Source organism: Kitasatospora sp. NPDC091207, from assembly GCF_044768625.1.
Lineage (GTDB): Bacteria > Actinomycetota > Actinomycetes > Streptomycetales > Streptomycetaceae > Kitasatospora.
The window spans coordinates 175,914-191,941 of record NZ_JBIVVS010000014.1 but is presented as its reverse complement, the minus strand read 5'-3'; the positions used below and the strand labels follow the sequence as shown (position 1 = coordinate 191,941).

Genomic DNA, 16,028 nt, shown 5'->3' with positions numbered 1-16,028 from the left:
CCGTCTCGACTGAGGGGGCGTGAACGCGGGTGAGATGGATCACCACCCACCCCTGTCGGGCGGGGCGTGCGCGATCATGACCGGCATGGACACTCGTTACCTCGGTATCGCCGAGCTGGTCGAAACCCCCTCCGTGGCGGTCGTGGTGGACGTCATGCGTGCTTTCACCGTGGCCGCCTGGGCGTTCGCCCAGGGCGCGGAGAAGATCGTTCTCGCCGAGTCCCTGGACGAGGCCCTGGCGCTGAAGGCCCGTCACCCCGACTGGGCGGCGCTCAAGGACGGCCCGCCCGCGCCCGGGTTCGACGCCGTCAACTCGCCGGCCCTGCTGCGGTCCGTCGACCTTGCCGGCCGGACCGTGGTGCAGAAGACCACGGCGGGGACGGTCGGCGCCCTCGCGGTCAAGAGCGCGTCACTGGTGCTGTGCGCGAGCTTCGTGGTCGCGGAGGCGACGGCCCGGCTCCTGCGCGACCGCGACAGCGTCACGTTCGTGGTGACCGGCGAGGACGGCCGGGCCGAGGAAGATCTGGCGTGCGCCCAGTACATCGCCCACAGGGCCACCGGGACCGGGACGGATGCCGCCGAGTTCCTCCGCCGCGCCGAGCGGTCGCGCGCCGCCGCCGAGCTGGCGAAGGGCGTGCGCGAAGGCGCCCATCCCGATGACGTCGCGCTCTGTCTTGAGCTCGACCGGTTCCCCTTCGCCATGGTGGCGACCCTGGAGGACTCGCTCATGGTCCTCCGCCCGTGTGCCGCGCCCGCGCCGGCCGACGAGGCCTCGGTCTGACCGCCGGGTAGGTCCGGCTCCCGCCGTACGAGGATCCGTATCCGGCCGGGTGGGCGGCACCGGCCGGGTGTCCCGCTGACGGCGGTTCGGGGAGGCGGCGGCCGGACGGCGGCCCGGCCAGGCGCCGGTCCCCGCCCGGCAGGTGGCGCGTCCACGCTCGGCGCGCCCTCGCGGTTCCGCGCTCACGGGCGACGCCGCCGGAGGCGCGGGCGCCGGGCGCGGCGGAGTGGGGATGGGCCGAGTTCACGCGGATTCCCCGGGTCACGCTCACCGGCGGTCGGCGCACCTGGTGCGCCGGCCGTGAACGGTCGCGATCCGGGGTCCACAGACCGGGCGCCCCCGTGCCAAGCCCGCCCGGCCTCCGCCTACCCGCCGGCCGACGCGCGGCGGGCGTCGGCCTCCTCCCGCAGCACGCTGTAGCGGACTCCGTCGCGCCACCGCCCGTCCCGGAAGGTCACGCTGCGCAGCACGCCCTCCCGGGTGAACCCCGCCTTCTCCAGCGCGCGTTGCTCGGCGAGGTTGCCCGTCTCGGTGTCGGCCTCCACCCGCACCACCGGCGAGTACCCGAACAGATAGTCCACCAGGAGGACTTGGGCGCGTGTCCCGATGCCCCGGCCCCGGGAACCGGGAAGGAGCTGGATGCCGATGTTCCAGTAGTACGACCGTTGCACGGTCTCCACCCGCCGCCACCCCACGAACCCGTGGAACTCCTCCCCGACCGCGACCGCCAGCTGCCCGCGGTCGTCGCCCAACAGCCGGTTCTCCGCCCACCGCCGCCGCCAGACCCCCGGGTCGGTCCAGCCGAACCACTGGAACGACCCGACCGCCTCCGGGTCCTGCACCAGCTCTTCCAGGACCCCGAGTTCGCTCTCACTCACCAGCCGGAGTTTCACCTCGTCAGATGCCATACAAGCGAGTGTAGTTCGCGCGATTCGGCGCACCGGAGGGGAGTTCCGCCGCCCCCTCCCCCGGCCGCACGGAGGCACCGGCCCGCCCGACGGCGAAACCCCCGCACCACGTGCGGGGGGGGGCTTCGGGACCCCGGGTACCCGGAGCCCTTCGGGTCACTGCGCGTTGCTGTACAGGTAGCTGACGTGCCGTGAGCCCGCCCGGCCCCTTCGCCGGGCGGGCGGGACCAGTCCGACAGATCAGCCGATCACCGTCGCGCTCGCGCCGCGTGCTGCCGCCGTCAGCTGGACGAAGCGTGTGGAACCGCGTGCGGAGCGGCGCTCGGATCGCGCAGCTCGGCCCAGGCGGCGCGCAGGACTTCGACCTCGCGCTCCACGTGGAGCGGCGATTCAAGATGCTGATCGTTGAGGTGAACGAGCAACACACGCCGCCCGGTTGACCGGTAGGCGTACGCGATCACGGTCGGCGGATCGTCGTCCGGCGCCGAACCCCGCATCGACTGGACCCTGATGTCCTCGATCTCCGACCAGGCCAGCCGACGCAACCTGAAGAATCCGCGCACCCGGATGCCGGCCCGGTCCACGAAGGTCCCGGACCGCGGAACGCAGGCGACCACCACGATGTCCAGCAGCAGCACCGCCGCGGTCGCCAGCTGCTTCACCCAGAGGGGGAAGTCCTCGACCCATGTGATGAACAGCATCAGGGCCGTTTTCAGTCCCAGCACCAGCAGAACCGGCCCGACCCTCCCCCAGGTCGCCCGGTACTCGCGCGGCAGTTCCTGTTCCCCCATGACCCACCTCTTTCACAGGGTCCCACTGTAGGAGCGAGGGTCAACGCGCGGACCTCGGGCCTCGGTGGGCGTCCCGGACGGGCCGCCGGAGCCTGTTTCAGAGGTGGGAAGGGATCACGTGTTGTGCGGCGCGTCTACCTTTGCTGTTGAACGACTGCGGTGCCGCTGTCCAAGTCGATGCCTGTGCGAGGCGGGGCGCCGGCGTGGTCGTCGTCCCGCATGACCAGTTGAGTCCGCCGCTGCTCGATTTGCACGCGCTTGCTGGCATTGAAGAAGGCGTGCAACTCCTCGGTCGGGGTGGCCCCAAGACCGAGAGCGAACGGCGGACCGTCAACGGTCCCCCGGAATCCGAACGCGCAGGAGACCGCCCCACCTTCACGGCGGCGGTCGGCCGAGTGATCCGGCCGACCGCGTCACCCGGCCCCGCGCTGCCCCCGGCCCGGACGGCCCGCGACACCCGCGGCCGCCGGGTGGCGGCTTCACTCAGGGCAGAACGGCCCTCCCTTCCCAGGGCGCCCCGGATGCCTAGGCTGAAGGGGTGAGCACTCATGCCCCGAACGAAGCCCACGTCATCCCCTTGCGCCCGCAGGCCTCGCCGCCCGCGCCCGGTGGCACGACCCGCCCCCCGCAGCTATCGGCGGGGGCCCCACAGCCGACCGCGCCGAGGGAGCCCCTGTGGCGCGACGTCGTCGGCGATGTCCTGCGGCGCGAGCGGCTGGCCCAGGAGCGCACGCTGAAGGACGTCGCGCAGACCGCCCGGATCTCCGTGCCGTACCTGTCGGAGCTGGAGCGCGGACGCAAGGAGGCCTCCTCCGAGGTGCTCGCGGCCGCCGCCCGGGCCCTCGGGTTCGGCCTCGGCGATCTGCTCTCGCTCGCCCAGGACGAGCTGACCCGGTACACCCCGAGGAGGGTCGGCTCCGGCCGTGCGGCGCCCACGGCGCGGTACGACGGGCTCTGCCTCGCCGCCTGACCCGACCGGCGGCCGGTCCAGGTCCGGCCGGTCCAGACATCCAGGTCCAGGTCCGGTTCGGTGGCAGTGCGCACCGCCACCGAACCCGCACCGCCACCGAACCGCACCCGGCCGAACCCCGCCCGCCCTCGCCGCGCGGGGGTCAGGCGAACGCGGACCGCCGGCTCAGCACCTCGTCGGCGATCCCGTAGGCGACGGCCTCCTCGGCGGTGAGCACCTTGTCCCGGTCCATGTCCGCGCGCAGCGCCGCCGTGTCGTGCCCCGTGTGCCGGGACAGGACCTCCTCCACCTGCGAGCGGATGCGGACCATCTCCTTGGCCGCGAGGCTGAGGTCGGAGACCGTCCCCTGCCGGCCGCCGCTGGCCGGCTGGCCGAGCAGCACCCGCGCGTGCTGGAGCACGAACCGTCGCCCCTGGTCCCCGCCGGCCAGCAGCACCGCCGCCGTGGAGGCCGCCTGGCCGACGCAGAACGTGGCGATCGGGGCCTGCACGAACGTCATCGTGTCGTAGATCGCCATGAGCGAAGTGAACGATCCGCCGGGCGAGTTGAGGTAGATCGAGATCTCGCGCTCCGGGCTCTCCGACTCCAGGTGCAGGAGTTGCGCGATGACCACGTTGGCGACCCCGTCGTCGATCTCGGTGCCGAGGAAGATGATCCGCTCGTTCAGCAGCCGGCTGAAGACGTCGTAGGACCGCTCGCCCTGCGCGGTCCGCTCGATGACGTAGGGAACCGTGTACGACCCCATCTCACAACCCCATCCGTCGGCGCGACGAGGCCGGGCGGATGTCGGCGACCGACTCCACCACCCGGTCCACGATCCCGTACTCCCTGGCCTGCTCGGCCGTGAACCAGCGGTCCCGGTCGCCGTCCCGCGCGATCGTCTCCTCGCTCTGCCCGGTGTGCTCGGCGGTGATCCGCTCGATGGCCTCCTTGGTGAACTGGAGGTTGGCCGCCTGGATCACGATGTCCGCGGCGGTGCCGCCGATGCCCGCCGAGGGCTGATGCATCATGATCCGCGCGTTCGGCAGCGCGAACCGCTTGCCGGGCGCCCCCACGGTGAGCAGGAACTGGCCCATGCTGGCGGCGAATCCCATCGCCAGGGTCGAGACGTCGTTCGGGATGAGCCGCATGGTGTCGTAGATGGCGAGCCCCGCGGTGACCGAGCCGCCGGGGCTGTTGATGTACAGGCTGATGTCGGTGCGCGGGTCCTCGGCCGACAGCAGCAGCAGCTGCGCGCACACCCGGTTGGCCGACACGTCGTCGACCTGGGTGCCGAGCAGGACGATCCGCTGGGCGAGCAGCTGCGCCGCGAGGTGGTCGTCGAAGCGGCTGGGCGGCGTGTCGCCCTCCGCCGCGCGGGGCGGGGGCGTGGTGAGTGGATTCATCCGGACTCCTCGTCGGGGCGGGGTTGCCTCGACTCCACTCTTGACCCGGGAAGGCCCCCGAAGGCGGTTTCTCTGCCCGCCGCAGATTCGCCACGGGCAGACGTGACGGCCGGGGCCCGGTGGGGACCGGGTCGAGGTCAGCCGCACGGTGTGCCCGGGGGCCACACGCCGAACCACTGTTCGGCGCCGTACTCCTCGAACCGCTCGACCTCGGTGAACCCCAGCTTCGCCGCCAGCCGCATCGAGCGGTCGTTCGCGATCTGGGTGCAGAGCACCACCGGCTCGCCGGGGAGCGCGTGGGCGACCCAGTCGAGCGCCGCCGCGCACGCCTCGGCGGCGTACCCGTTTCCCCACGCCTCCGGCAGGAACAGGTACCCGAGTTCGGCCTCCCCGCCCTCCGGACGGACGTGACCCGGCCGGTCCGCCGCGCGCCGGTCGAGAAGCGTGATCATGCCGATCATCGCGCCGTCGAGCGCGACCACGAAGAGGCCGGGGCGCCGCCCGGGCACCTCCGGCACGGCGCGGTCGAGCTCCTCGCGCGGCCGGGCCCCACCGGCGTAGGTGCCCACCTCCGGTGAGGCGAACAGCTCGACGAAGGCCGCACGGTCCCGGGCCTCGGAGGCGCGGAGCGCGAGCCTCGCGGTCCGGATCGCGGCGGGTGGCCAGGGGACGGATGCGGGAACAGTCACGGCGGGCAACCTATCGCACGGCCGTACGGGTACCCCGGGGTAGCGGGCGGCACTGCGGCCAGGGCACCGCGGCCAAGGCACCGCGCGGCGATGGGAGCCGGCCGCGCCGGCCCACGGAGCATCCGGGCCTCATCCGGAGACACCCGACGAGGAGAGTTGAACATGTTCAAAGTTGTGCGCCATGATGATCGCGAGCAGGATCGACCGGCCCCGAGCACGGGTGCCGGACGGTCCCGCCGTACCCCGCCGCGCCCCGGTGCGCGCCCTGCCCGGGCGGCGGCAGAAAGGACCGTCCGCCGTGCCGACACCCTGGCAGACCCGCTGCGCCGCCCTGGCGATCGCACTGATGTGGGGGTACGAGGGCCTCTGGTGCAAGATCTTCCCCGGCCGCGCCGACCAGCGGGCCATCGTCGAGGGACTGCCGTTGCTGCCCGAGGGCGCCGCGGCCGTGCTGCTCGTCGCCATCGGCCTGGCCGAACTGGCCCTCGGCGTCTGGGTGCTGAGCGGGCGCCTGCCCCGGCTCGCCGCGCTGGTGCAGACCGCGCTGGTCGCCGGCTTCAACACCGGCGGACTGCTGGTGGGAGCCGACCACATCCCCGAGCCGGGCCGGCTGGTCGTCCAGGACCTGGTCTTCCTCGCCCTCATCTGGACGGTCGCCGCCGCACGCCCGACACCCGCGGCCCGCCCCGCGCACCCCGCGACGGTCGCCGCATGAACGCCCGCGCCGCTGCCCATACCGCTGCCCACGCCTCCGCCCCCGCCGCCACGCCGTGGGCCGAGGGCCGGCTGCTCAGTGTCCAGGCCCGGCAGCCCCGCGTCCTGTTCGGCCGGATGTACGAGGATCCGGCAGTCGAACTGGCCGCCTTCCCGCCGGCCGCCGCCGGGGCCCGGGTGCTGTGCATCGCCTCGGCCGGGGACACCGCGGCCGCGCTGGCCGCCGCCGGCTACGAGGTCACGGCCGTGGACCTCAATCCCGCCCAGCTCGCCTACGCCCACGGCCGGCTCCACGCCGGAGCACCCGCCGTCCCGGGCTCGGCCGAGCGCCTCCTCACCGCCGGCCGCGCCGCCGCCGGCACGCTGCTGCCCGCCTGGCGCCCGTCCGGGCTGGAGCGGTTCCTGCGCCTGGACGACCCGGCCGAACAGGCCCGGCACTGGCGGCAGGTGCTCGACACCCCCGGGCTGCGGCTGTTCCTCACCGCCTCCCTCCGGCCGGCCGGCGCCCTGGCCGGGGGCCTGCGGCCGGCCTTCCGGGGCGTCGTCCCGGACCGCTTCGACGCCGTGCTGCGCACCCGGCTCGCGCGGGGCTTCGCCCGGCACCCCAACGCCGCCAACCCCTGGGCCTGGCGACTGCTGCTCGGCCGTGAGCTGCCCGACACCGACCTGGTCTGCGCCGACCTGCCCGGCGGTGAGCGAACCGACGCCGACCTGCCCGACGGTGACCGGACCGCCCCCGGGGCCACCGCGGCCGAGCAGCCGGCCAGGGGCGCCGCCCTGCAGCTCGCCGGGGACGTCGTCGAGCACCTGGAACGCTCCCCCGCCGGCCACTACGACGCGGTGACGCTCTCCAACGTGCTGGACGGCCCCGGCCCCGCCTTCGCCCGGCGGCTGCGCGCCGCCGTCCGGCACGCCGTGCGGCCCCACGGCGTCGCCGTCCTGCGCAGCATCCGCGAACCGGGCCCCGCCGGCCCCGGCGCCGCCGCCGAGGACCGTTCACTGCTCTGGGGCGTCGTCCGGGTGGTCCGGCCGTGAACCCCGCCCGCCCCGCCTCCCGAAGGGCCTGACCGTGCGCCACCTGCTGCAACGCCACCCGCTCCCGATGCGCACCCACTTCGCGCACTCCCTCGTCCTCACCTACGCACTGCCGCCGGAGCGCCTGGCGCCGCTGGTGCCGCCGGGGCTCACCCTGGACACGTACACCGATCCGGACGGCACCGAGCACGGCTTCGTCGCGGCCGCCCTGGTGGACGCCCGCGGCCTGCGGCCGGCCGGGCTGCCGGCCCGGCTGGGCGCGGACCACGTGCTCACCGGGTACCGGGTGTTCACCCGCTTCCCCACCCCCGGCGGCCGGACCATGCGCGGACTGCGCATCCTGCGCAGCGACACCGGCCACCGGCTGATGGTCGCGGGCGGCAACCTGTTCACCCGCTACCACTACCGGCTCGCCCGGATCGGCAGCCGGGTCGTCGGCTCGACCCTGGAGTTCAAGGTGCGCAGCGCCGACGGCCTGGCCGACCTGCACGTGCGGGCCGAACTGGCGGCGGAACCGGCACCGTTGCCGCCCGGCAGCCCGTTCGCCGGCGCCCGGGCCGCCCGCCGGTTCGCCGGGCCGCTGCCCTACACCTTCGAGTACGAGCCGCAGACCGGGTCGATGATCGTCGTCAAGGCCACCCGGGCCCGCTGGGAGCCGGTACCGGTCGCGGTCGAGGTGCCGCGGCTGACGTTCTTCGACCACGGCCCGCTGGCCGGCAGCCGACCGGTGCTCGCCAACGCCTTCCACGTCGCCGGTCTCGACTACGGGTGGCAGGCGGGCAGCCGCCGCGCCCTCGACGGGAGCCTGCGGTGAGCGGCGCGCGTCCGGCGGGCCGGGAGGAGCACGGGGACCGGCCGCGGCCGTCGGCCGACACCACCGGCAGAACGGGCAGCACCGGCAGCACCGTCCACCGGCACCACCGGCCCTCCGGGGTGCGCGAGGTGATCGGGTTCAACTGGCCGCTGTACGCCGCCGGGGCCCTCACGGCCGGCGGGGGCTGGGTGCTGGCCCGGCGGCTGCCCCCGCGGGCGGCCCGGCTGGTGCGGGCGGGCGCGTTCACGGCGGGCTGGCTGCTCGCCACCAGTACCGCCGCCACCTGGTGCGTCTACGACCGATCCGAACTCCACCGCTACACCTGGCCCGACGACCTGCTGCCGGACGGTCCGGGCCGGCACCTCGTGGTCACGGCGGGCCTCGACGAGGCGAGCCGGCCGGTCGCGGCCCGTCACCCGGCCGCGCCCCAGCGGACCGCCGACCTGTACGACCCGGCGCTGATGACGGAGGGTTCGATCCGCCGGGCCCGCCGCCGGGTGCCGCCGGTGCCCGGGAGCCTGCCCGCCCGGCCGGGGGCGCTGCCCGCCGCGACCGGGTCGCTGGACTCCGTGCTCGCCGTGTTCTCGGCCCACGAGTTGCGCCGGGCCGCGGACCGCGCCGCCCTGTTCGCCGAGGCGGCCCGGGTGCTGCGGCCCGGGGGGACGTTCGTCGTGGTCGAGCATCTGCGCGACGCCGCGAACCTGGCCGTCTACGGCCCCGGCGCCTGGCACTTCCTGCCGCGCGCCACCTGGCTCGGCCACGCCGCCGGAGCGGGCCTGCGCCCGGTGACGGAGCGGCGGATCGCCGGTCTGGTCACCGCCTTCGCGTTCCGGCGGGCCGCGGCATGAGCGGACTCCTCGACCTGGGTGTGCAACTGCGGCTGGTCGGCGCCGTGCTGGTGGGCGTCGGCCTCTGCCACGCGGTGCTGCCGCGGGTGATCGGCTGGCCCGCCGACCTGGCCGGGAGCACCCTGATGACCCGTCGGGTGTCCTGGGCGCACCTCTTCTTCATCGGCCTGACCTGCGTCCTGCTGGGCCTGTTGCCGCTCCTCCTGGGCCGGGAACTCCTGGCGGGCTCGCCGCTCGGCACCGCGCTGCTGGCCGGTCAGACGGTGTTCTGGGGTACCAGGTGGCTCTTCCAGTTCACCGTGTTCCCGCCCCGGCTCTGGCGGGGCGACGCTCTCCGCACCCTGGGCCACATCGCCTTCTCGGGTCTGTGGACGTGGGTGACGGCGGTCTTCGCGTGGGCACTGTGGCGGGTGGTGTAGGCCGTTCGCCGTCGTGCCGTCCCGGACCTGCCCCGGACGGCACGGCGGCGCGGCCCGGCAGGCGGGCGCCGTCGTTCCCGTGGCACGCCACGTCAGGCGGTGCCGGGGCCGCCACCACCGCCCCGGCCCCCGCGGGCCGACCCCGGGCGATCGGGTGGATGCCGTATAGGGTCGGCCAATGGCGAAGTACTTTGACGTTCACCCGCAGACCCCCCAGGCCCGCACCATCGGCACCGTGGCCGACAGCCTCCGCTCCGGCGCCCTCATCGCGTACCCGACCGACTCCTGTTTCGCCCTGGGCTGCCGCATGGGCGACCACGAGGGCCTCGAACGCATCCGGTCGATCCGGCGGCTCGACGACCGCCACCACTTCACCCTGATGTGCGAGAACTTCGCCCAGCTGGGCCAGTTCGTCCACATCGACAACGCCGTCTTCCGCGCCGTCAAGGCGGCCACGCCGGGCAGCTACACCTTCATCCTCCCCGCCACCAAGGAGGTCCCGCGCCGTCTGATGCACCCGAAGAAGAAGACGGTGGGGGTCCGGATCCCCGACCACGTCGTCACCCAGGCCCTGCTCGCCGAACTCGGCGAGCCGCTGGTCTCCAGCACCCTGCTCCTGCCCGGCGAGAGCGAGCCGATGACCCAGGGGTGGGAGATCAAGGAGCGGCTCGACCACGTGCTGGACGCCGTGGTGGACTCCGGCGACTGCGGGACGGAGCCGACCACGGTCGTCGACTTCTCCAGCGGCGAGGCGGAGATCGTCCGGCGCGGGGCCGGCGACCCGGCGCGGTTCGAGTGACGGCACCGGCCGGCCGGCAGCGCTGACGGGCCCCGCCCTCGGCGGTGGCGGCGTGCCGCGGGCGCCCGGCCCCGGGCCCCGGGCCTCGGGAAGCGAGCCGACGGACAGGCGGCGAATACCGCGCCGCTCCGCCGACGAGGGAACCGCCCACGAGGGAACCGCCGGCGGGTGCCTGAAGTCGTGTCTGGTGTGAACACGGATCAACCGCAGAACCAGCCCCTCCAGCCCCGGGTCAGCCGCAGGCGACTGTTGCTCAGCGCCGCCGGAGGCGTGGGCGCGCTCGCGACCGCCGGTGGAGCCGCGTGGTGGGTGCGACGCGACACCGTCCGCGGCCCCCGGATCTGGAGCACGGCGACCCCGGGCGGGCGGGTCGCCCTGCCCGCCGACCCGCGGGAGAGCCTCTACGTCTCGGGGTACGACGGCAACGTGAGCGCCCTCGACCCGCGCACCGGTGCCGTTCGCTGGAGCAGGACGGTCGACACTCCCGACGCCGTCGACAGCTACGGCGGATGGCCGCTGGCCGTCGGGGACGCCGTGGTGTGCGTGACCACCCCGACCCGCGTACAGGTCCTCACCGCGGCGACCGGGCAGGTGCGGTGGGAGCTGCCGATGCCCGACTGGCGTGACTTCGCGTGGCAGCAGGCCCCCGCCGTCGGCGGGGGCGGCGTGCTCGCGACCGACGGAGTCTCGCTCCGCTGCCACGACGCGGCCGACGGCGGACTCCGCTGGACCAGTCGGCCGGGCATCTCGGGGGTGCCGGCCGTCGCCGGCGACAGCGTGTATGTTCCCGGCCGGTCGGCGGGGCTCCTCGCGCTGGACGCACAGAGCGGCGAGCAACGGTGGGAGCAGAACACCGTCCGTACCGTGCAGACCGACAGCGGCCCGGTCGTCCACCAGGGCGTCGTCTACCTCGCCGACCGCGACACGGCGATGCGGAACCCGGCCGTCCTCGCGCTGGACTCGGCGACCGGCCGGGTGCTCTGGCGCCGCTCGCAGCCCCACGGGCTCAGCTGTCCGCCCGCGGTGTCCCAAGGGACGGTCTGCCTGCTCAGCGGAGGCCGGCTCACGGCCCTGGAGGCGGACACCGGTGAGACCCGCTGGACGACCGTCACGGCCGCCGGCCTCGGCCGCGGCCAGAGCTCCATGACCACCGCCGACGGCGCCGCCTACGTCGGGACGAACGACGACAGCCTGTACGCGTTCGACCTCGCGACGGGCCGGCTCCGCTGGCAGGACGAACCGGAGCACCGGCCGCCGGGCACCTCGTACACCCACGTCTCGCTGGCCGCCGCCGGTACCACCGTCTACCGCGGCAGCCGCACCGGTGTCCACGCGCTCGGCGCCCTCGCGGCCGCCTGACACCGGTGCCCCGCCGGCGGCAGGTCACGTCCGGCGGCCCGGATAGGCGCCGGGCCGCCGGACCGCCGCACGCCCACCCACAAGCCCCCCGCCGACGCCCCGGGACCGCCTACCGGCCGTCCGCTCCCGACCGGGCCGGTACCCGGTCCGCCGACCGGGCGGGGGCGGGCACCGCGGCCTTGCGCGCGTGCAGGACGGTGGCGCCGAGCGGCAGCGGCGAGCCGTCCACGAGTTCGAGGCCGGCGTCCGCCAGGAGCCGGGCGAAATGGTCGGCACGGCGTTCACGGCCGCCGGTGTTGCACATCATGTGGAGGTCCCACGCGGTGGCCAGCGAGGTCGAGCCGTCGGCGGGCAGCACCCGCTCGACGATGAGCAGGTCGGCGCGGGCGGGCATCGCGCGGGCCAGGTGGCCCAGGATCTCCCGGCACCGCTCGTCGTCCCAGTCGTGCAGCACCCGGGAGAGCAGGTAGACGTCCGCGTCCGGCGGGACGTCCGCGAAGTCGCCCGTGACGTAGGTGCAGCGGGCGCCGAAGCCGGCCGCGTCCATCGCCCCGCGGGCGGCGGCGACGGCGTGCGGGCGTTCCAGCAGGACGCCGCGCAGGCGCGGGTGCGCGGTCAGGACGCGTCCGAGCAGTTCCCCGTTCCCGCCGGCGACGTCGACGACGGTGCCGGGAACGGTCGCCCGGCCCGCGGCCGTGAGGACCGGGTGCGCGGGAAGCGGCTCGAACATCCGGGCGCTCGCGGCCATCGACCGGTCGAACAGCTCCGCCAGTTCGGGGTCACGGGCGAAGTGGTCGAAGTGGTTCTCGCCGAAGAGGTGGTCGAAGGCCGCCTGTCCGGTCCGCACGGTGTGCCCGAGTTCCCCGAAGGAGCGGTAGAACGGGCCGCCGTACATCAGTGCCAGCGGCCGCATCGACCCCGGGGCGTCCGCCCTCAGCAGCTCGCCCGTCCCGGTGAGCCGGAAGCCGTCCGGGTGCTCCGCCACGACGTCGAGCATCACGAGGTAGCGCAACAGGGTCGCGAGGCTCTCCGGGTGGGCGCCGATCCGGTGTGCGAGCGCCTCGGCGCCGGTCCCCGTACGGGTGTCCAGCGCGTCGGGCACTCCCAGGCGGGCGGACACCGCGAGGGCCTGGGTCGTCCAGGCGCCGGTGAGCAGGTGCAGGAGCGTTTCAGCCCGGCGGTCCGGCTCGGCGGGCCGGTGCGGGCGGCCCTGCGCCGGGACCTCGCCCCGCCCGCCCGGCTCCGCACCGGGCAGGCCGGCGTCCGCACGTGGCAGGCCGGCGGGCTCGCCCAGGTGGGCGGCCAGGGTGTCCGGGTGGGCGCCCGCGACGTGGAGCTCCAGCCGCCGGTACCCGGTCCGCGCCCCGGCGGGAGCGGTGAAGTAGAGGACGGTGCCGTCCTCGTGCGGGTTGTACCCGCCACCGTCGGGGCTCGCGCCGTGCCGGGCGAGGAGCGCGCACAGGCCGTCCAGCACCAGCGGGTCGGCGGATCCGACCTCGAAGGCGAGGTGGGCCTCGTGCTGGGCGGCCCGCTCGTGCGCGGCGATCGGGGCCAGGTCGGAACCCGGCGGGACCGCCAGCGCGAACACCTCGACCACCCGGGCCTCGCCGCGCGGACCGCGCAGCGGCGGGCGCAGGATGGCGACGTCCAGGCCCGCCGCGTCGTGCCCGTGCCGCAGCGCCAACCGGTCGCGGACCACGGTGCTGGGCGTCGGCGGCGCGCCGGCGGCCAGGCCGCAGGCGGCCAGTTCACGGTGCAGTGCCTCCTGGTCCGGTGGGAAGACCAGGACCGCGGCGTGCGCGAAGTGGCAGTGCTCCGCCATCGCCCGCAGGCTCGGTCCGCTCAGGCCGGGCAGCAGGAGCCGGAGCAGCGTCGTGCTGTCCTGGTCCCGGACGAAGGCGGCCGCCGCGAGGAGGCGGGTGGCGTCGTCGGTGTCCGGGGGCGTGGTCGGGGTCGGCATGGTGTGTGGTTCCTCGTTCGCGTGTTCAGGAGTGTCCGGGAGCCCGGGTGTGACAGGCCCTCGGGCGTCCGGGGGTTCGGGCGGCCGGCCGCGAGCAGCCGGACGGAGTGGGGCCGGCGGACGGAGTGGGACGGGCGGATCAGACGCCGGTGTAGTTCTCGGCGAACCAGTCCTGATGGGTACGCGAAGTGCGCAGCGATTCGAGGCGCGAAAACCGCAAGGATTCGTGGAAGAACGATTCGCCAATCGGAGCGGCGGGCTCACGGTGGAGCAGTCGGATCATCCACAGCGAGAACTCCTGCGCCCGCCAGATGTGGGCCAGGGCCTGCCCCGAGTACCGGTCCAGGGCGCCGGGATCGCCGTGCGCGAGGTCGTCGATCAGGGCGTGGGCGAGCAGTTCCGCCTCCAGGACGGCGAGGTTGGCCCCCTTCGCGGCGGACGGGCTGATCAGGCTCGCGGCGTCCCCGGCCAGCAGGAGCGATCCGTGCCGCAGCGGTTCGACGACGTCGGACTCGAAGTCGACCACCCCGCGGTGGAGGATCGGGCCGCGGTTCAGCGGTCCGTGTCCGGCGGCGTACATCCGGGTGTCGAGTTCCTCCCAGATCCGCTCGTCGGACCACGCTCCGGCCGCGGTGCCGCGCTCGCACTGCAGGTAGTAGCGCGTGACCTCCGGGGTGCGGGCCATGTGCCCGGCGAAGCCCCGGTCGTGAACCGCGTAGCCCACGGCGTCCAGGCTCGGCGGCGCCTGGGCGAGCAGTCCGAGCCAGGAGATCCCGTGGTCCCGGCGGTGGCGCACGGCGCCGGGCGGCAGTGACCACCGGGCCGCGCCGTGCCGGCCGTCGCAACCGGCCACGTACCTGGCCCGCCACCGGCCGGGGCGGCCGTCCGTCTCCCGCACCGTCACGGAGGGGGCGGTGGCCACCGCGTCGTGCACGGCGAGCGCCTCGGTCCCGAAGCGGATCCGCCCGCCTGCCTCCAGGTAGTGCCTCAGCAGGTCCGTGACCAGGTCCTGTTGGGGGTAGACGGTGTGCTGCTCGCCCCGGCCGAGGTTGCCGTAGTCCAGGCGGAAGCGGCCGACCGCGGTGCGGAACTCGCAGGCGCCGTGCCGCTGTCCGCGCCGGTGCAGGCCGTCGGCCAGGCCGTGGCGGTCCAGGATGTGAACGGTGTTGGGCGCGAGGAAGCCGGCGCGCGCCCGGGTCTCGACGTGGGCGCGGTCGGCGCGCTCCAGGACCACGCAGTCGATCCCGGCGCGCTGGAGCAGGTTCGCCAGCAGGAGGCCGGCGGGACCGGCGCCGAGGACCACGACGTCGGCCGACTCCGTTGCCATTCTGGTGCTCTGACTGTTCGTCACAAGAAGTGGATCATAATCACCGATCTGTACCCGAGAGGGCACCAGTCACCTGAATTGCCTAATTTGACGACAATCTTTACGACATCCCGCTCGACCCGGAGTCGAACAACCGGCCTGATCGGCCTCATATCCATGATCCGACTCGTACACCTGTCTAGAACACGTGGCACACCCGCCCGAGACACCACGAGCCCCGCCCACCCCGGGCGGGGCTCGTCCCCTTTCCCGGCCCGGCCCCGGCGGCCCCGGGCCGGTCCTCGCGACAACGGCCCGGTGCGACATGATCACGGACATGAGTGCACCGGCACGGGACCCGCTCGCACGGCTGTGGGACGAGCATGTGCGCACACCCTTCCCCCCGCACCTGCGCGGCCGGGTGGTCGAGGGCGAGGACATGGTGCTGCTCGACGCGTACCTCGCCGGCGGCGTCTCCTCCTCGCTGTCGGGGTCCCTGGACGAGAAGCGCCACCAGGTCCTGGTGACCTGCCTCGCGGATGTCGGGAGAGTCCTGCCGTCGATCGGTGACGAGGACGGCGTGCGGTACTTCGAACGCCTGCGGGACATGGCCGTGTTGGCGATCGGACTCGGGCCGAGCACCATGGGCCGCGATCCGCGTTGAACTCGCCGCGGGTCCGGCCTCCCGCGCCCTGACAGGGAGCGCCGAAGGACGCTAGATCTCCCCGCCCACCCCGAGGTCCTGCCGCATCGCGTGCCGCATGACCTTGATCAGCGGCCACAGCCCGTCCTGGGCCTCGGCGGCGGACCGCAGTGTCTCACCGGAGCCCGCGTTCCCCTGCTCCAGGCGCTTGACCATCGCGTACACCTGGGTGAGGGCCTGGTTCGCCGTGTCGCCCGGGGCGATCACGGTATCGGGCGCGATCATCAGGGTCTCGGACCAGTGGTTGCGGTGCGCGTCCTTGGCCTCCTCCAGCGCCCGGACCTCGTCCTCACCCGGCGTCCGGGCGCTCAGAACGAGCAGGTGCCGGTTGAGCGCGGTCGCGAACTGCCGGGCGTCGCGGTACAGCCGGGTGTAGCAGTCACGCCGCAGGGCGAGGTTCTCGCGGACCTCCTGGAAGGCCTGGCCGAGTTCCAGCTCGCGCCGCTTGGCCCGCTCCGCGCCCCGCTGGGTCAGCAGCGCCGCCCCGAGGGTCCCCGCCACACCGGTCATCGCTATCGCCACCGCGGTTATCTCCACCGAAGCACCT

The 16,028-nt window shown here is 74.5% G+C and carries 19 protein-coding genes; 10 read left to right on the top strand and 9 right to left on the bottom strand.

Annotated elements, in window-relative coordinates; all coding sequences use genetic code 11:
• Positions 1–85: 85 nt before the first annotated feature.
• Positions 86–781, top strand: a complete 696-nt coding sequence (locus ACIQTO_RS23440) for a 2-phosphosulfolactate phosphatase (RefSeq protein WP_402391221.1) — start codon at positions 86–88, stop codon at positions 779–781.
• A gap of 365 nt (positions 782–1,146) precedes the next feature.
• Here the strand turns inward: ACIQTO_RS23440 and ACIQTO_RS23435 are convergent, their stop codons facing one another.
• The 3 genes from ACIQTO_RS23435 to ACIQTO_RS23425 form a co-directional block, all read right to left on the bottom strand.
• Positions 1,147–1,689 (bottom strand): GNAT family N-acetyltransferase, encoded by a 543-nt coding sequence (locus ACIQTO_RS23435; protein WP_402391218.1) that lies wholly within the window; start codon positions 1,687–1,689, stop codon positions 1,147–1,149.
• 281 nt (positions 1,690–1,970) lie between these two features.
• The gene (locus ACIQTO_RS23430) at positions 1,971–2,480 is read right to left on the bottom strand and encodes a PH domain-containing protein (protein WP_402391215.1); all 510 of its coding nucleotides are present in this window, start codon (positions 2,478–2,480) and stop codon (positions 1,971–1,973) included.
• Between the two features lie 134 nt (positions 2,481–2,614).
• Positions 2,615–2,764 carry a DUF6191 domain-containing protein gene (locus ACIQTO_RS23425; RefSeq protein WP_402391212.1) on the bottom strand — a complete coding sequence of 50 codons (150 nt, stop codon included), beginning with the start codon at positions 2,762–2,764 and terminating at the stop codon, positions 2,615–2,617.
• A gap of 254 nt (positions 2,765–3,018) precedes the next feature.
• Here ACIQTO_RS23425 and ACIQTO_RS23420 point away from each other — a divergent pair, with 254 nt between their 5' ends.
• Complete coding sequence (locus tag ACIQTO_RS23420; protein WP_402391209.1) at positions 3,019–3,450, top strand: helix-turn-helix domain-containing protein; 432 nt, start codon at positions 3,019–3,021, stop codon at positions 3,448–3,450.
• Positions 3,451–3,592: 142 nt separating this feature from the next.
• On the opposite strand, the gene ACIQTO_RS23415 is transcribed toward ACIQTO_RS23420, so the two are convergent.
• From ACIQTO_RS23415 to ACIQTO_RS23405, 3 genes are all read right to left on the bottom strand, one after another.
• Positions 3,593–4,195 (bottom strand): ClpP family protease, encoded by a 603-nt coding sequence (locus tag ACIQTO_RS23415; protein ID WP_402391206.1) that lies wholly within the window; start codon positions 4,193–4,195, stop codon positions 3,593–3,595.
• Between the two features lies 1 nt (position 4,196).
• The gene (locus ACIQTO_RS23410) at positions 4,197–4,835 is read right to left on the bottom strand and encodes an ATP-dependent Clp protease proteolytic subunit (protein ID WP_402391204.1); all 639 of its coding nucleotides are present in this window, start codon (positions 4,833–4,835) and stop codon (positions 4,197–4,199) included.
• A 137-nt stretch (positions 4,836–4,972) separates the two neighbouring features.
• Entirely contained in the window at positions 4,973–5,524 is a 552-nt protein-coding gene (locus ACIQTO_RS23405) for a GNAT family N-acetyltransferase (protein ID WP_402391202.1), read from the bottom strand.
• Between the two features lie 298 nt (positions 5,525–5,822).
• Between ACIQTO_RS23405 and ACIQTO_RS23400 the strand changes: the two genes are divergently transcribed.
• The 7 genes from ACIQTO_RS23400 to ACIQTO_RS23370 all read left to right on the top strand — a co-directional run bounded on the left by ACIQTO_RS23400 (position 5,823) and on the right by ACIQTO_RS23370 (position 11,512).
• Positions 5,823–6,239: a DoxX-like family protein gene (locus ACIQTO_RS23400; protein ID WP_402391199.1), complete on the top strand. Its 417-nt coding sequence runs from the start codon at positions 5,823–5,825 to the stop codon at positions 6,237–6,239.
• Complete coding sequence (locus ACIQTO_RS23395) at positions 6,236–7,273, top strand: DUF3419 family protein (RefSeq protein ID WP_402391196.1); 1,038 nt, start codon at positions 6,236–6,238, stop codon at positions 7,271–7,273. Before ACIQTO_RS23400 ends, ACIQTO_RS23395 begins: the two co-directional genes overlap by 4 nt.
• Positions 7,274–7,307: 34 nt before the next feature.
• A complete protein-coding gene (locus tag ACIQTO_RS23390; RefSeq protein ID WP_402391193.1) occupies positions 7,308–8,087 on the top strand; it encodes a DUF2071 domain-containing protein in 780 nt (259 codons plus the stop codon).
• Positions 8,084–8,935, top strand: coding sequence for a class I SAM-dependent methyltransferase (locus tag ACIQTO_RS23385; protein WP_402391191.1), 852 nt, complete (start codon positions 8,084–8,086; stop codon positions 8,933–8,935). The genes ACIQTO_RS23390 and ACIQTO_RS23385 overlap by 4 nt, the downstream gene beginning before the upstream one ends.
• Entirely contained in the window at positions 8,932–9,354 is a 423-nt protein-coding gene (locus tag ACIQTO_RS23380; protein WP_402391188.1) for a hypothetical protein, read from the top strand. Before ACIQTO_RS23385 ends, ACIQTO_RS23380 begins: the two co-directional genes overlap by 4 nt.
• 178 nt (positions 9,355–9,532) lie before the next feature.
• A complete protein-coding gene (locus ACIQTO_RS23375) occupies positions 9,533–10,153 on the top strand; it encodes an L-threonylcarbamoyladenylate synthase (RefSeq protein WP_402391185.1) in 621 nt (206 codons plus the stop codon).
• Positions 10,154–10,342: 189 nt separating this feature from the next.
• Positions 10,343–11,512, top strand: a complete 1,170-nt coding sequence (locus ACIQTO_RS23370; RefSeq protein WP_402391182.1) for a PQQ-binding-like beta-propeller repeat protein — start codon at positions 10,343–10,345, stop codon at positions 11,510–11,512.
• A gap of 109 nt (positions 11,513–11,621) precedes the next feature.
• Here ACIQTO_RS23370 and ACIQTO_RS23365 read toward each other — a convergent pair whose 3' ends face one another.
• Both ACIQTO_RS23365 and ACIQTO_RS23360 read right to left on the bottom strand, forming a co-directional pair.
• Positions 11,622–13,472, bottom strand: coding sequence for a methyltransferase (locus ACIQTO_RS23365; protein ID WP_402391179.1), 1,851 nt, complete (start codon positions 13,470–13,472; stop codon positions 11,622–11,624).
• A gap of 139 nt (positions 13,473–13,611) precedes the next feature.
• Positions 13,612–14,799 carry a 4-hydroxybenzoate 3-monooxygenase gene (locus ACIQTO_RS23360; protein ID WP_402391176.1) on the bottom strand — a complete coding sequence of 396 codons (1,188 nt, stop codon included), beginning with the start codon at positions 14,797–14,799 and terminating at the stop codon, positions 13,612–13,614.
• 316 nt (positions 14,800–15,115) lie between these two features.
• Between ACIQTO_RS23360 and ACIQTO_RS23355 the strand changes: the two genes are divergently transcribed.
• The gene (locus ACIQTO_RS23355; protein ID WP_402391173.1) at positions 15,116–15,442 is read left to right on the top strand and encodes a hypothetical protein; all 327 of its coding nucleotides are present in this window, start codon (positions 15,116–15,118) and stop codon (positions 15,440–15,442) included.
• 51 nt (positions 15,443–15,493) lie between these two features.
• On the opposite strand, the gene ACIQTO_RS23350 is transcribed toward ACIQTO_RS23355, so the two are convergent.
• Positions 15,494–16,018 carry a hypothetical protein gene (locus ACIQTO_RS23350; protein ID WP_402391170.1) on the bottom strand — a complete coding sequence of 175 codons (525 nt, stop codon included), beginning with the start codon at positions 16,016–16,018 and terminating at the stop codon, positions 15,494–15,496.
• Between the last annotated feature and the right edge of the window lie 10 nt (positions 16,019–16,028).

What these genes read in the sequence shown, in the direction of transcription:
- ACIQTO_RS23440 (WP_402391221.1), top strand. Translation starts at nt 86, where the DNA reads ATGGACACTCGTTACCTCGGTATCGCCGAGCTGGTCGAAACCCCCTCC.
- ACIQTO_RS23435 (WP_402391218.1), bottom strand. Translation starts at nt 1,689, where the DNA reads ATGGCATCTGACGAGGTGAAACTCCGGCTGGTGAGTGAGAGCGAACTC.
- ACIQTO_RS23430 (WP_402391215.1), bottom strand. Translation starts at nt 2,480, where the DNA reads ATGGGGGAACAGGAACTGCCGCGCGAGTACCGGGCGACCTGGGGGAGG.
- ACIQTO_RS23415 (WP_402391206.1), bottom strand. Translation starts at nt 4,195, where the DNA reads ATGGGGTCGTACACGGTTCCCTACGTCATCGAGCGGACCGCGCAGGGC.
- ACIQTO_RS23410 (WP_402391204.1), bottom strand. Translation starts at nt 4,835, where the DNA reads ATGAATCCACTCACCACGCCCCCGCCCCGCGCGGCGGAGGGCGACACG.
- ACIQTO_RS23395 (WP_402391196.1), top strand. Translation starts at nt 6,236, where the DNA reads ATGAACGCCCGCGCCGCTGCCCATACCGCTGCCCACGCCTCCGCCCCC.
- ACIQTO_RS23380 (WP_402391188.1), top strand. Translation starts at nt 8,932, where the DNA reads ATGAGCGGACTCCTCGACCTGGGTGTGCAACTGCGGCTGGTCGGCGCC.
- ACIQTO_RS23375 (WP_402391185.1), top strand. Translation starts at nt 9,533, where the DNA reads ATGGCGAAGTACTTTGACGTTCACCCGCAGACCCCCCAGGCCCGCACC.
- ACIQTO_RS23365 (WP_402391179.1), bottom strand. Translation starts at nt 13,472, where the DNA reads ATGCCGACCCCGACCACGCCCCCGGACACCGACGACGCCACCCGCCTC.
- ACIQTO_RS23360 (WP_402391176.1), bottom strand. Translation starts at nt 14,799, where the DNA reads ATGGCAACGGAGTCGGCCGACGTCGTGGTCCTCGGCGCCGGTCCCGCC.
- ACIQTO_RS23355 (WP_402391173.1), top strand. Translation starts at nt 15,116, where the DNA reads ATGAGTGCACCGGCACGGGACCCGCTCGCACGGCTGTGGGACGAGCAT.